Origin of the sequence: Microbacterium hydrocarbonoxydans (assembly GCF_023715885.1) — a bacterium.
GTDB classification, from domain to species: Bacteria; Actinomycetota; Actinomycetes; order Actinomycetales; family Microbacteriaceae; genus Microbacterium; species Microbacterium hydrocarbonoxydans_C.
In genome coordinates, this window is record NZ_JAMBOY010000003.1 from 531358 (window position 1) to 545001 (window position 13644).

General features: G+C 68.0%; 12 protein-coding genes. 9 read left to right on the top strand and 3 right to left on the bottom strand.

Features of this window, described 5'->3' with window-relative positions; translation table 11 throughout:
• Genes sdhA through sdhC form a run of 3 tightly spaced genes read right to left on the bottom strand, consistent with a single transcriptional unit; the run spans position 1 to position 2739 of the window.
• The gene (sdhA, locus tag M3195_RS10955; RefSeq protein ID WP_251587387.1) at positions 1–1827 is read right to left on the bottom strand and encodes a succinate dehydrogenase flavoprotein subunit; all 1827 of its coding nucleotides are present in this window, start codon (positions 1825–1827) and stop codon (positions 1–3) included.
• Between the two features lie 34 nt (positions 1828–1861).
• A complete protein-coding gene (locus M3195_RS10960) occupies positions 1862–2305 on the bottom strand; it encodes a succinate dehydrogenase hydrophobic membrane anchor subunit (protein WP_251587388.1) in 444 nt (147 codons plus the stop codon).
• Complete coding sequence (gene sdhC / locus M3195_RS10965; RefSeq protein ID WP_096713723.1) at positions 2305–2739, bottom strand: succinate dehydrogenase, cytochrome b556 subunit; 435 nt, start codon at positions 2737–2739, stop codon at positions 2305–2307. The genes M3195_RS10960 and sdhC overlap by 1 nt, the downstream gene beginning before the upstream one ends.
• A gap of 194 nt (positions 2740–2933) precedes the next feature.
• Between sdhC and M3195_RS10970 the strand changes: the two genes are divergently transcribed.
• The 9 genes from M3195_RS10970 (at position 2934) to M3195_RS11010 (ending at position 13622) form a co-directional block, all read left to right on the top strand.
• Positions 2934–4091, top strand: a complete 1158-nt coding sequence (locus M3195_RS10970; protein ID WP_285885860.1) for a mannose-1-phosphate guanylyltransferase — start codon at positions 2934–2936, stop codon at positions 4089–4091.
• Between the two features lie 155 nt (positions 4092–4246).
• On the top strand, positions 4247–5359 hold the full coding sequence (locus M3195_RS10975) for a BMP family lipoprotein (RefSeq protein ID WP_251587395.1): 1113 nt from the start codon (positions 4247–4249) through the stop codon (positions 5357–5359).
• Between the two features lie 138 nt (positions 5360–5497).
• Entirely contained in the window at positions 5498–7012 is a 1515-nt protein-coding gene (locus M3195_RS10980) for an ABC transporter ATP-binding protein (RefSeq protein WP_251587396.1), read from the top strand.
• Positions 7009–8319 carry an ABC transporter permease gene (locus M3195_RS10985; protein WP_251587397.1) on the top strand — a complete coding sequence of 437 codons (1311 nt, stop codon included), beginning with the start codon at positions 7009–7011 and terminating at the stop codon, positions 8317–8319. Before M3195_RS10980 ends, M3195_RS10985 begins: the two co-directional genes overlap by 4 nt.
• Positions 8319–9602, top strand: a complete 1284-nt coding sequence (locus tag M3195_RS10990) for an ABC transporter permease (protein ID WP_251587594.1) — start codon at positions 8319–8321, stop codon at positions 9600–9602. The genes M3195_RS10985 and M3195_RS10990 overlap by 1 nt, the downstream gene beginning before the upstream one ends.
• Positions 9603–9624: 22 nt before the next feature.
• Positions 9625–10023: a cytidine deaminase gene (locus M3195_RS10995; protein WP_251587398.1), complete on the top strand. Its 399-nt coding sequence runs from the start codon at positions 9625–9627 to the stop codon at positions 10021–10023.
• The gene (locus M3195_RS11000; protein WP_251587403.1) at positions 10020–11312 is read left to right on the top strand and encodes a thymidine phosphorylase; all 1293 of its coding nucleotides are present in this window, start codon (positions 10020–10022) and stop codon (positions 11310–11312) included. The genes M3195_RS10995 and M3195_RS11000 overlap by 4 nt, the downstream gene beginning before the upstream one ends.
• Before the next feature lie 69 nt (positions 11313–11381).
• On the top strand, positions 11382–12497 hold the full coding sequence (locus M3195_RS11005; RefSeq protein ID WP_251587405.1) for an adenosine deaminase: 1116 nt from the start codon (positions 11382–11384) through the stop codon (positions 12495–12497).
• An 18-nt stretch (positions 12498–12515) separates the two neighbouring features.
• Positions 12516–13622 (top strand): polysaccharide deacetylase family protein, encoded by a 1107-nt coding sequence (locus M3195_RS11010; RefSeq protein WP_251587409.1) that lies wholly within the window; start codon positions 12516–12518, stop codon positions 13620–13622.
• The last annotated feature ends 22 nt before the right edge of the window (positions 13623–13644 follow it).

Sequence of the window (13644 nt, forward strand, 5' to 3'; positions counted from 1 at the left end):
TCAGTACTTCCTCTCCATCGGCGGGTAGTTGAACTCGCCCTGCTCGTTCTTGGTGAACACGACGGGCTTCCAGTCGAGCTTGATGTGGTCGCTCGGGTCGGAGGAGTGGGGGTCACCCGTCAGGTACGCCATGGTGTGCTTCATGTAGTTGTCGTCGTCGCGCTTCGGGAAGTCGTCGCGCATGTGGCCGCCGCGGCTCTCCTCGCGGTTCTGCGCCGCGTACACGACGACCTCGGCGATGTCGAGCAAGAAGCCCAGCTCGACCGCCTCGAGGAGGTCGGTGTTGAACCGCTGGCCCTTGTCGTCGACGTGCACGTTCTTGTAGCGCTCGCGCAGCTCGGCGATGACACCGAGGACGTGCTGCAGCGACTCGTGCGTGCGGAACACCTGCGCGCCCTTGTCCATCTCGTCCTGCAGCGTCTTGCGCAGCACGGCGATGCGCTCGGTGCCCTGGTTGTTGCGCAGGCCCTCGAGCATGTCGGAGACGAACGCCGCCGGGTTCTCAGGCAGCGGCACGAAGTCGGCCGTCTTGACGTACTCGACCGCGTTGCGCCCGGAGCGCTTGCCGAAGACGTTGATGTCGAGCAGCGAGTTGGTGCCGAGGCGGTTCGCGCCGTGCACCGAGACGCACGCGCATTCGCCGGCGGCGTACAGGCCGGGGACGACGGTGTCGTTGTCCGCGAGCACCTCGCCGTTGTTGTTCGTCGGGATGCCGCCCATCGCATAGTGAGCCGTCGGCATAACGGGCACCGGCTCGACGACCGGGTCGACGCCCAGGTACGTCCGCGCGAACTCGGTGATGTCGGGGAGCTTCGTCTCGAGGACCTCGGCCCCGAGGTGGGTGCAATCCAGCAGCACGTAGTCCTTGTGCGGCCCGGCGCCGCGGCCCTCCGCGACCTCCTGCACCATGCAGCGCGCGACGATGTCACGGGGAGCGAGGTCCTTGATGGTCGGGGCGTAGCGCTCCATGAACCGCTCGCCGGAGGCGTTGCGGAGGATCGCGCCCTCGCCGCGGGCGCCCTCGGTGAGAAGGATGCCGAGGCCGGCGAGACCGGTCGGGTGGAACTGGAAGAACTCGAGGTCCTCGAGCGGGAGCCCCTTGCGCCACACGATGCCGACGCCGTCACCGGTGAGGGTGTGCGCGTTCGACGTGGTCTTGAAGATCTTGCCGAAGCCGCCGGTGGCGAAGATCACGGCCTTCGACTGGAAGACATGAAGCTCGCCTGTCGACAGGTCGTAGGCGACGACGCCGGCGATCTGGGTCGTGCCCGCGGCATCCTTCACGGTGATGAGGTCGAGCACGTAGAACTCGTTGAAGAAGTTGATGCCCAGCTTGACGCAGTTCTGGAAGAGCGTCTGCAGGATCATGTGTCCCGTACGGTCGGCCGCATAGCAGGCGCGGCGCACCGGCGTCTTGCCGTGCTCGGCGGTGTGGCCGCCGAACCGACGCTGGTCGATCTTGCCCTCGGGCGTGCGGTTGAAGGGGAGACCCATGTTCTCGAGGTCGATGACCGCGTCGATGGCCTCCTTGGCGAGGATCTCGGCCGCGTCCTGGTCGACGAGGTAGTCGCCGCCCTTGACCGTGTCGAAGGTGTGCCACTCCCAGCTGTCCTCCTCGACGTTCGCGAGGGCCGCCGCCATGCCGCCCTGCGCTGCACCGGTGTGCGACCGCGTCGGGTAGAGCTTGGAGATCACAGCGGTCTTCGCGCCGGGACCGGCCTCGATCGCGGCACGCATGCCCGCGCCGCCGGCGCCGACGATGACGATGTCGAACTGGTGGTAGTGCACGCCGTCGCGCACGAACGAGTCCTGGGTCTCTGTAGTCACTTCTTCTTATGCCTTCTCTTCTACTTGCCCAGTGTTAGTTGCCCAGTGTCTGGCACTGTTCCCACAGGGTGCTCGACTCGGTCACGCCGAGGCACGGGTCGAACGTGAAGACCACGAGGGTGCCGAGGATGATGAGCAGCGCCGCGGCCAGGCCGAGAGCCCAGATCAGCGCCTTCCGCGCGGTGGCGTTGGTGACGTAGTCGTTGACGATCGTGCGCATGCCGTTCGCGCCGTGGATCAGGGCGAGCCAGAGCATCAGCACGTCCCACCACTGCCAGAACGGGGTGGCGAACTTGCCGGCGATGAATGCGAAGTCGAGCGCGTGGATGCCCTCGCCGACCATGAGGTTGATGAACAGGTGTCCGAAGATGAGGATCACGAGCACCATGCCCGACACCCGCATGAAGACCCAGCCCCACTTCTCGAGGTTGACTCCGCGGCGTGCACGGGTGGGGGCGGCGACGGTCTGAGCGGTCATCAGTGTCCTCCTCCGAAACCGGCGAACGCGAGCATGAGGTGGCGCGGCACGAAGCCCGCCATGATGATGCCCCACACGAGCAGCACACCCCAGAAGAGCTGACGCTGATAGCGGGCGCCCTTCGACCAGAAGTCGACCGCGATGATGCGCAGGCCGTTCATGGCGTGGAAGACGATGCCCGCGACGAGCACGACCTCGCCGAGCGCCATGACCGGGTTCTTGTACGTGCCGATGACGGCGTCGTACGCCTCCGGCGACACCCTGATGAGCGCCGTGTCGAGCACGTGCACCAACAGGAAGAAGAAGATGGCGACTCCGGTGATGCGGTGAAGCACCCACGACCACATGCCTTCGCGACCCCGGTAGAGGGTGCCGCGGGGGGTCTTTGACGTGGTTTCCGAAATCGACGGTGTCAAGCGAGCGCTCGTGGACACGGTCGTCCTCCCTGGATCGATGTGACTCGGTCGCGTGCGTCGCGTGGTCCGGGCAGGATCCCGTCACTGCGAGGCATGGCCGATCGGAGTCCATCCTATTCCCGTCTGCTGGGCCGGAGCGACGAAGGCGGGCCTAACCGGCTCGACGTCGATAGCGTTCCCGCATGGTTCCGATCCGCTTTCGACATGGTCGGATGCAACCCGGTGTGGGGCAGGCCCGCGGCTACCCTGGCAGGGTGAGCCATCCCATTCCGAACTTCTACGCCGTGATCCCCGCCGGAGGCATCGGCAGCAGACTCTGGCCGCTCTCGCGCGCGGACGCGCCGAAGTTCCTCCACGACCTCACGGGCTCCGGGCACTCGCTGCTCCGTGACACGTGGGACCGCCTGGAGCCGCTCGCCGGACCCGACCGCATCGCGGTCGTCACGGGGCGCGCGCATCGGGCGGCCGTGGAGGCGCAGCTGCCCGGCATCGCCGACCTCAACGTGTTCCTCGAGTCGGAGCCGCGCGAGTCCGCCGCCGCGATCGGCTTGGCGGCGGCGGTCCTGCACCGTCGTGACCCCGATGTGATCATCGGCTCGTTCAGCGCCGACCACGTGATCCGAGGGACGCGCGTGTTCGAGTTCGCCGTGCGGGATGCCGTCGAGGTGGCGCGCGAGGGATTCATCTGCACGATCGGCATCTCCCCGACGGAGCCCGCGGTCGGATTCGGGTACATCAGGAGGGGACCGGAGCTCGTCGTCGAGGGGGCAAGAGAGGCGGCGCTCGTCGAGAGCTTCGTCGAGAAGCCCGATCTCGAGACGGCGAAGGCCTACGTCGCCAGCCGCGACTACCTGTGGAACGCGGGCATGTTCATCGCGAAGGCGAGCGTGCTGCTCGACGAGCTCGCGGCGAACGAGCCGGCCCTGCACGCGGGTCTCGTCGAGCTCGCCGAGGCGTGGGACGATCGCGACCGCCGCGGGCCCGCCGTCGACCGCATCTGGCCCGCTCTGAAGAAGATCGCCATCGACTACGCGGTCGCCGAGCCCGCAGCGAACCGCGGGCGGCTCGCCGTCGTGCCCGGCCATTTCGACTGGGATGACGTCGGGGACTTCGCCTCGCTCACCAAGCTCATCACGAACGGTCGCAAAAACGACCTGGCCGTTCTCGGGCCGCGGGCCAGAGTGCTGTCGGATGCCGCGAGCGGCATCCTGGTCTCCCAGACGACCCGCGTGATCAGCCTCGTCGGGGTGCAGGACATCGTCGTGGTCGACACCCCCGACGCCCTGCTCGTGACGACGGTCGAGCACGCCCAGCGCGTCAAGGGCGTCGTCGAGTCGCTCAAGCTCACCGGGCGCGGTGACGTGCTCTGATGCGCAGATGAGCGCGCATCCGTGCTCACCCGTCGGCTAGATTTCAGCTTTGTAACCATTCCCCACCGCCCCGCTCCTCGATATACGCAATCGTCGAAACAGTAGGTAACTTTGATCGATCCGCGAGGGCCGCGGGTTCGTTGAGGAGGCATGAGTTGACCATCTCCACCACCAAGAAGCTGCTCGGCGCGACCATCGCCGCTGGAGTCGTCTTCGCTCTCGCCGGCTGCGGCCAGGCTCCGACGGAATCGGGCGACAACGGCGGCGGCGACGCCGCATCCGACTTCCTGCCCTGCCTCGTCTCCGACGCGGGCGGCTGGAACGACAAGTCGTTCAACCAGTCCGCCAAGGAGGGCATGGACCGCGCAGCGGGCACCCTCGGCGTCAAGCCGCTCGAGTTCGAGTCGGCCAACGACAACGACTACGCGCCGAACCTCGAGACCGCCGTCTCCGAGGGATGCTCGCTCATCGTCTCCGTCGGCTTCAAGCTCTCGGCGGCCACCGTCGAGTCCGCTCTCGCGAACCCGGATATCGACTACGCGATCATCGACGACTACGCCGACAACGACTTCGACGGCACCACCGACGCGCCGAACATCAAGCCCCTCGTCTTCGACACCGCTCAGGCCGCCTACCTCGGCGGCTACGCCGCAGCCGGATGGTCGGCTCAGGCAGGCGTGAACAAGGTCGGCACCTTCGGCGGCATGCAGATCCCGTCCGTCGCCGTGTTCATGGACGGCTTCGCGCTCGGCGTGGACAAGTACAACGAGGACAAGTCCGGCGCCGTGCAGGTGTTCGGCTGGGATGTCGACACGCAGGAGGGCTCGTTCACCGGCGGCTTCGACGCCAACGACACCGCCAAGCAGACCGCCCAGGGAGTGCTGGACCAGGGCGTGGACGTCATCCTCCCCGTCGGCGGCCCGATCTACCAGAGCGCGGCAGCCGCGATCAAGGACAGCGGCAAGGACACCCTCATGGTCGGTGTCGACAGCGACCTCGCCGTCGCCGACGAGAGCGTGGCGGACGTCACCCTCTTCTCGATCATGAAGGCCATCGACGTGGCCGTCGAGGACGCGACGATCGCGGCCTCGGAGGGCGACTTCGACCCGGCGCCGTACGTGGGCACGCTCGAGAACGAGGGCGTGAAGCTCTCGGGCTTCGGCTCGTTCGAGTCGCAGCTCCCTGACGGGCTGCTCGACGAGATCGCAGCTCTGCAGGAGCAGATCATCTCCGGCGACATCACGGTGGAGTCCCCGAACTCCCCGTAAGTCGCAGCCGGTCCAGGGCGGGGCGAGTGGAGCAAGCAGCCACTCGCCCCGTGCCGTGGGCGGACGACTGTCCGCAGGGCGCGCGCATCGGTGCGCAGCGCCCGAGACTCTTCGGACACTTCTGGATAAGGTGCAGATATGAAGCTCGAACTTCGCGGCATCACCAAGCGATTCGGTAGCCTCGTGGCCAACGACCACATCGATCTGGTGGTCGAGCCGGGGCAGATCCACGCTCTTCTCGGTGAGAACGGCGCAGGCAAGTCCACTCTCATGAACGTCCTGTACGGCCTGTATCAGGCTGACGAGGGCGAGATCCTCCTCGACGATGTCGTGCAGCGCTTCCGCGGCCCCGGCGACGCGATGAACGCGGGCATCGGCATGGTGCATCAGCACTTCATGCTCGTACCCGTCTTCACCGTCGCGGAGAACGTCATGCTCGGCCACGAGCAGACCAAGGGCGTCGGCCGGCTCGACATCGCCAAGGCCCGAGAGCACGTGCGCGCCGTCGCCGCGCGCTTCGGGTTCGACATCGACCCCGACGCCATCGTCGGCGACCTGCCGGTCGGCGTGCAGCAGCGCGTCGAGATCATCAAGGCGCTGTCGCGCGATGCCAAGGTGCTCGTGTTCGACGAGCCGACGGCCGTGCTGACTCCCCAGGAGACGGACGAGCTCATGGGCATCATGCGGCAGCTCCGCGCAGAGGGCACCGCCATCGTCTTCATCACCCACAAGCTCCGCGAGGTCCGTGAGGTCGCGGACACCATCACGATCGTGCGCCTCGGACGCATCGTGGGCGAGGCATCGCCGACCGCCAGCAACGCCGAGCTCGCCTCGCTCATGGTCGGTCGCGCCGTCGAGCTGACGGTGCAGAAGGACGCGCCGCGGCTCGGTGACGGTGGCCTCGAGGTCGAGGGCCTCCGCGTGCTCACGACGACCGGCGCGATCGTCGTCGACGACGTCGACTTCACCGTGCGGCCGGGCGAGGTGCTCGCGATCGCCGGTGTGCAGGGCAACGGCCAGACCGAGCTGGTGGAGGCCATCGTGGGTCTCGCAGCGCGCGTCGAAGGTTCGATCACTCTCGACGGCACGCAGCTCGTCGGCAAGAGCGTGCGCGGCATCCTCGACACGGGGGTCGGCTTCGTGCCGGAGGACCGCAACGAGGACGGACTGGTCGGCGGGTTCTCCGTCGCGGAGAACCTGATCCTCGATCGCTCCGACGACGAGTCGTTCAGCCGTGGAGGAACGATTCGCCGCGCCGCGCTCGAGGAGTTCGCGAAGGAGCGGATCGCCGAGTACGACATTCGGACACAGGGACCGCACACGCCGGCGGGGACGCTGTCGGGCGGCAACCAGCAGAAGGTCGTGATCGCCCGCGAGATGAGTCGCGAGCTGCGGCTCCTCGTCGCCGCTCAGCCGACGCGCGGGGTCGACGTGGGATCGATCGAGTTCATCCACAAGCGCATCATCGAGACGCGTGACGCGGGAGTCCCCGTCGTCGTCGTCTCGACCGAGCTCGACGAAGTCGCGGCTCTCGCCGATCGCATCGCGGTCATGTACCGAGGAACAATCGTTGGCATCGTGCCCGGCGACACCCCGCGCGAGACGCTGGGTCTGATGATGGCGGGCGCCGCCGAAGGAGAGGCAGCCGCATGAGCGGGACCACACCGGGGGCGGATGACGCCGTGAAAGGCGTCCCCGCCGAGCAGCTGCCGCGGGCGACCGGTCCGCTGACCGGCGACGTTCCGCCGCCACCTCGCGGAAACGTCATCCTCAAGGAGATCCTGCGCGGCAGCGCCGTCTCGACCGTCCTCGCCATCTTCCTCGCGCTCGTCGTCGGTGGCATCCTCATCGCGTTCACGAACGAGGATGTGCAGGAGGCCTCCGGGTACTTCTTCGCTCGCCCCGGCGATACTCTCGCGGCGGCCTGGCAGGCTGTCTACAACGGCTACGAGGCTCTCTTCCGCGGCGCGATCTTCAACGCTCGAGGCAACGACTTCGCGGCTCAGATCCGTCCGCTCACGAACACGCTCGGCTTCGCCGCACCGCTCATCGCCGCCGGACTCGGTGTCGCACTCGCGTTCCGCGTCGGCCTGTTCAACATCGGCGCACGCGGTCAGATGCTCATCGGCGTCGCGGTCGCCGGTCTGCTCACGTTCAACCTCGATCTGCCGATCTGGCTGCACATCCCCGTCACGCTCATCGCAGGCATTGCCGGTGGCGCACTGTGGGGCGCGATCGCAGGTCTCATCAAGGCCCGCACCGGCGCGCACGAGGTCATCCTCACGATCATGCTCAACTACGTGGCGTACTACCTGCTGCTGTGGATGATCCGCACCCCGGGGCTGCTGCAGAAGCCGGGGACCAATCAGGCGCTCGGGTCACCGACGCCGGAGACGGCGCAGTTCCCGGAGCTGCTGGGCCCGCGGTTCCCCCTCCTCGACTTCGGCTTCGTGCTCGTGATCGTCGCGACCCTGTTCGTCTGGTGGCTGATCGAGCGCTCGGCGCTCGGCCTGCGCATGCGCGCGGTGGGAGAGAACCCCCATGCGGCTCGCGCGGCCGGGATCAGCGTCCAGCGGGTCTACGTCTACGCGATGCTGTTCGCCGGCGGTCTCGCCGGTCTGGCCGGCATGAATCAGGTGCAGGGCGCGGTCACGACGGGTATCACCGAGACGATCGACGCCGGCATCGGGTTCGACGCGATCACGGTCGCCCTCCTGGGTCGCAGCCGCGCCTGGGGCACGTTCGCAGCCGGCATCCTCTTCGGCGCGCTCAAGGCCGGATCGTTCTCGATGCAGGCGCAGGACATCCCCGTGGACATCGTGCTCGTGGTGCAGTCGCTCGTCGTGCTCTTCATCGCGGCTCCGCCGCTGCTGCGCGCCGTGTTCTTCCTGCCCAAGTCCGATGCGGAGAAGGCCGCCAAGGCGAGAGCCAAGGCTGCGAAGAAGGCGGTGGCCGCATGATGTCGCTCGTTCAGTCAGAGGCCGCCGACGGCACGGTGCAGCTCGCCACCGTGCGGGAGCGCCACCTGAAAGCACCGATCGTGCTCGCCGCAGTGACCGTGCTGCTCGCGCTGCTGTTCCTCCTCGTGCCGCGTAGCGGCACGAGCTCATTCCGTCTGAGCGACCAGTCCTCGGCACTCGCTCTGCCGGATGTCGCGCTGCCGACAGGGCCGACCATCTGGGTGGTCGTCGGCATCCTGGTCGTGCTCACGATCGCAGCGTTCCTCCGTGCATGGAGCTATCGGAAGGCGTCGCTGTGGATCGCCGCCGGATTCGGCGCGATCGCGGTCTTCGGCTTCCTCGTCTGGGCCGGAGCGGGCGGTCTCGTCCCCGTCACCAGCCTGCTGTTCGGAGCGGTGTCGCTCTCGGTGCCGCTCGTGTTCGGCGCCCTGGGTGGAGTGATCGGCGAGCGCGCCGGTGTCGTGAACGTCGCGATCGAGGGGCAGCTGCTGCTCGGCGCGTTCTCCGCCGCTCTGCTGTCGAGCATCACCGGGAGCCCGTTCGTCGGCCTCCTCGGAGCCATGCTCGGCGGCGTCCTCGTCGCCAGCGTCCTCGCTGCGTTCGCGATCAAGTACCTCGTCGAGCAGGTGATCGTCGGCGTCGTGCTGAACGTGCTGGTCAGCGGCCTCACCGGCTTCCTGTACGGCGCGCTCCTGGCTCCGCACGAAGCGGAGCTCAACACGCCCGTGCGCTTCAGTCGCATCGAGATCCCGCTGCTGAGTGACATCCCGATCATCGGACCGGTGCTCTTCAATCAGACGTTCATCGTCTACCTCATGTTCATCACCGTCGCGGTCGTCGCCTGGGGCCTGTACCGCACCAAGTGGGGTCTGCGTCTGCGCGCCGTCGGAGAGCACCCGCAGGCGGCTGACACCGTCGGCATCAAGGTCAACTCCACGCGCTTCTGGAACGTCCTGCTCGCGGGCGCGATCGCCGGTGTCGGCGGGGCCTACTTCACGCTGGTGTCGGTTCCCCAGTTCGGCAAGGACATGACGGCGGGCCTCGGATTCATCGCCCTCGCCGCCGTGATCTTCGGCCGTTGGGACCCGATCCGCGCGACGCTCGCCGCGCTGCTCTTCGGTTTCGCCACGAACCTGCAGAACCTGCTGTCGATCCTGAAGACGCCGATCCCCGGTGAGTTCATGCTGATGCTGCCCTACGTGGTGACCTTGCTCGCCGTGGCAGGATTCGCTGGTCAGATCCGCGGGCCGGCGGCGAGCGGCAAGCCCTACATCAAGTCCTGACACCCGAGGAGTCGAGAAAGACATGACCGATATCGACTGGGACGAGCTGCGTCAGGTCGCGACCGATGCCATGACGAAGGCGTACGCGCCCTACTCGCGCTACAAGGTGGGCGCGGCCGCGCTCGTCGGAGACGGTCGCATCGTCGCCGGCTGCAACGTCGAGAACGCCTCGTACGGTGTGACCCTGTGCGCCGAGTGCGCACTCGTCGGCGACCTGCACATGTCGGGCGGCGGTCAGCTCGTCGCGTTCGTCTGCGTGAACAACAACGGACAGACGATCATGCCGTGCGGCCGCTGCCGTCAGCTGCTGTTCGAGCACGCCATGCCCGGCATGCTGCTGGAGACCGTCTCCGGCATCCGCACCATCGACGAAGTCCTGCCGGACGCGTTCGGCCCCCGAGATCTGGAGGACGCCCGATGAGCGTAGAGCCCTTCGACGCCGTCGACGTGATCCGTGCGAAGCGCGACGGGGGAGCGGTGTCCGAGCCCGCCCTCCGCTGGATGGTCGACGCCTACACGCGGGGCTACGTGTCGGACGCGCAGATGGCGTCGTTCGCGATGGCCGTGTTCCAGCGCGGCATGGAGCGCGACGAGATCCGGGTGCTGACCGACGCCATGATCGCCACCGGCGAGCGGATGAGTTTTGCGAGCCTCGGCAAGAAGACCGTGGACAAGCACTCGACGGGTGGCGTCGGCGACAAGATCACCCTGCCTCTCGCTCCGCTCGTCGCCGTGTTCGGCGTCGCCGTGCCGCAGCTCTCCGGCCGCGGCCTCGGGCACACCGGGGGAACGCTCGACAAGCTCGAGTCCATCCCCGGCTGGCGCGCCTCGCTCACCAACGACGAGATGTTCGCGCAGATGCAGAGCGACGTCGGCGCGGTCATCTGCGCGGCCGGCTCCGGGCTGGCCCCCGCCGACAAGAAGCTGTACGCGCTCCGTGACGTCACCGGGACGGTCGAGGCGATCCCGCTCATCGCGTCCAGCATCATGTCGAAGAAGATCGCCGAAGGCACCGACGCGCTCGTGCTCGATGTGAAGTTCGGCTCCGGCGCTTTCATGCAGGACATCGACCGCGCGCGCGAGCTGGCCCGCACGATGGTGGCGCTCGGCACCGACTCGGGCGTCGCGACCACGGCGCTGCTCACTGACATGAACGTGCCGCTCGGCCTCGCCATCGGCAACGCCAACGAGGTCCGCGAGTCCGTCGAGGTGCTCGCCGGCGGCGGGCCCGCCGATGTCCGCGAGCTCACGATCGCCCTGGCCCGTGAGATGCTCACCCTCGCCGGACAGCCGGATGCCGACGTCGAGGCCGCTCTCGACGACGGACGCGCGATGGACAGCTGGAAGGCCATGATCCGAGCTCAGGGCGGCGACCCCGACGCGGAACTGCCGACCGCCCGCGAGACGCACGTCGTCACGGCACCCGCCGACGGTGTCGTCTCGCGCATGGACGCCCTCCCGTTCGGTATCGCCGCCTGGCGCCTGGGTGCGGGACGCGCTCGCGCCGAGGACTCGGTGATCTTCGAGGCGGGCATCGATCTGCACGCGAAGCCCGGCGACCGGGTGACGCAGGGACAGCCGCTGTTCACGCTCTCCGCCGCCGACGAGGCCCGCTTCCCGCGCGCTCTCGAGGCGCTCGAGGGTTCGTGGGAGATCGGAGACAGTGCCCCCGAATCGGGTCCGATCGTCCGCGAGCGCATCACCGCGTGAGCGCCCTCCGAGGGCGTGCCGCTTCGAGCGATACCCTGAACTGACCGACCCGCGACCGAGAGGAAACACATGTCGATCGACGCGAACGGCGACGTCACCGTCCAGGGAGCGTCTCTGCGCGCCCTGCCCAAGGTGTCGCTGCACGACCATCTCGACGGTGCGCTGCGTCCCGCGACGATCCTCGAGCTCGCCGATGCCGTCGGCATCGACGTTCCCGAGACCGACCCGCGCAGGCTCGGGAAGTGGTTCGCGTCGAAGAGCGACTCGGGATCGCTCGTCGAGTACCTCAAGACCTTCGACCTCGCGATCGCCGTCATGCAGACGAGGGAGGGGCTGACCCGCGTCGCGAAGGAGTTCGTGCAGGACCTGGCCAAGGACGGCGTCATCTACGGCGAGGTGCGCTGGGCTCCCGAGCAGCATCTCACCCGCGGGCTCTCGCTCGACGACGCCGTCAAGGCCGTGCAGCAGGGCATCGAAGAGGGCGAGGATGCCGCGGATCGCGCCGGACACAGCATCCGCGTCGGGCAGCTCATCACCGCGATGCGCCACACCGACCGTGCCCGCGAGATCGCCGAGCTCGCCGTGTCCTACCGCGGCCGCGGAGCCGTCGGGTTCGACATCGCGGGTCCGGAGGACGGCTTCCCGCCGTCGAATCACCGCGCGGCCTTCGACTACCTCGCCGAGAACTTCTTCCCCGTCACCGTGCACGCCGGAGAGGCGGCGGGTCTCGCATCGATCCGCTCCGCACTGCTCGACGGCCGCGCCCTGCGCCTCGGACACGGCGTCCGCATCGCCGAGGACCTGCAGGTCGTCACGCAGGAGGGCGACGAAGTGCAGGTGCAGTTCGGCGACCTCGCGCGCTGGGTGCGCGACCGGGAGATCCCGCTCGAGCTCTCACCATCGTCGAACCTGCAGACCGGAGCGATCTCGGCGTGGGGCAAGACCCTCGCCGACCACCCCCTCGACCTGCTCTACCAGCTGGGCTTCGCGGTGACCGTGAACGTCGACAACCGCACCATGAGCGCCACCTCCCTGACACGTGAGCTCGCACTGCTCGTGGAGGCGTTCGAGTACGACCTCGACGACCTCGAGACCTTCCAGTTCAATGCCGCCTCCGCCGCCTTCCTGCCGGTCGAGGAACGCGAAGAGCTCGTCGAGATGATCGGTCAGGGCTTCTCCGGCTGAGCCGCGAGGAGGAGGGTCGTGGCTTCCGGGGGGAAGAAGAGGCGCCGCATCGGCGTCGTCGTGGCAGTCGGTGCCGTGCTGGTCGTCGCAGGAGCATGCGCCGTCGCATTCGTGTCCCTGAACCGCCCGCCGGAGGTGAAGGTCCCGCGCATCGAGGCACAGCCGATCGAGAGGCCGCTGACGCCCGCGCAGCAGCTCGTGGCGGACGCCGGCGACCCGCTCGCCTGCGCGGTCACGTTCCTCGGCGACGGGGCTCCCGTCGATCCGATGCTGCAGTGGCAGAACGCCCTGTACGCGGCCCTGCCGATCCCCGCTCAGGACGGGCGTGTCTTCGCGGGCTGGTACCCGACGGAGGCCGATGCCGCCGCGCTGTCGGCGGCCATGCGCGTCAACGGCGCCGACCCCGTCGTCTGCGTCGACCAGCAGGTCGAGCTCTTCGCCGGATGGACGACGCCCGAGGCGAACGCGGCCGAGAACGCGAAGATCCCGATCCTCATGTACCACCAGTTCACGACCAACCCCGATGGGGAGTCCGGGTGGCTGCGCGGCAACTACGCCTATATCGGCGACTTCGAGGCGCAGATGAACCACATCGCGACCACGGGTTTCTACCTGCCGACCTGGGACGAGCTGAGCGCCTTCATCGACGGACGGCTCTTCCTCCCCGCGCACTCCGTCATCATCACCGACGACGACGCGGATCAGACCTGGTTCGACCTCGCCGTCCCGGTCATCGACAAGTACAAGCTGCTGTCGACCTCGTTCATGATCACCGCTTACCGGCAGGATCCGGCACCGTCGATGTACGTGCTGCGCCGTTCGCATACGAACGACATGCATCAGGCCGGCGAGAACGGCAAGGGGCGCATGGTCAACTGGACGGCCGAGGAGATCGCGGCGGACATGAACGCCTCCGGCGACATCCTCGGCGTGCGCGAGGTCATGGCCTACCCGTTCGGCCACTACAACGACACCGCCAAGCAGGGCGTGGCGATGGCCGGCTTCGAGATGGCGAGGACGATCGAGCCCGGCTACGTGACCATCGGCACCGACAAGCTCGCGCTGCCGGTGGTCCGCATCGACTACGGCATGGGGCTCGAGGCGCTGATCACGCGGATCGGCTGACGGGAGTCGTCGCCCAGACGCG

What these genes read in the sequence shown, in the direction of transcription:
- M3195_RS10960 (WP_251587388.1), bottom strand. Translation starts at nt 2,305, where the DNA reads ATGACCGCTCAGACCGTCGCCGCCCCCACCCGTGCACGCCGCGGAGTC.
- M3195_RS10970 (WP_285885860.1), top strand. Translation starts at nt 2,934, where the DNA reads ATGCAACCCGGTGTGGGGCAGGCCCGCGGCTACCCTGGCAGGGTGAGC.
- M3195_RS10995 (WP_251587398.1), top strand. Translation starts at nt 9,625, where the DNA reads ATGACCGATATCGACTGGGACGAGCTGCGTCAGGTCGCGACCGATGCC.
- M3195_RS10980 (WP_251587396.1), top strand. Translation starts at nt 5,498, where the DNA reads ATGAAGCTCGAACTTCGCGGCATCACCAAGCGATTCGGTAGCCTCGTG.
- M3195_RS11005 (WP_251587405.1), top strand. Translation starts at nt 11,382, where the DNA reads ATGTCGATCGACGCGAACGGCGACGTCACCGTCCAGGGAGCGTCTCTG.
- M3195_RS11000 (WP_251587403.1), top strand. Translation starts at nt 10,020, where the DNA reads ATGAGCGTAGAGCCCTTCGACGCCGTCGACGTGATCCGTGCGAAGCGC.
- M3195_RS10990 (WP_251587594.1), top strand. Translation starts at nt 8,319, where the DNA reads ATGTCGCTCGTTCAGTCAGAGGCCGCCGACGGCACGGTGCAGCTCGCC.
- M3195_RS10985 (WP_251587397.1), top strand. Translation starts at nt 7,009, where the DNA reads ATGAGCGGGACCACACCGGGGGCGGATGACGCCGTGAAAGGCGTCCCC.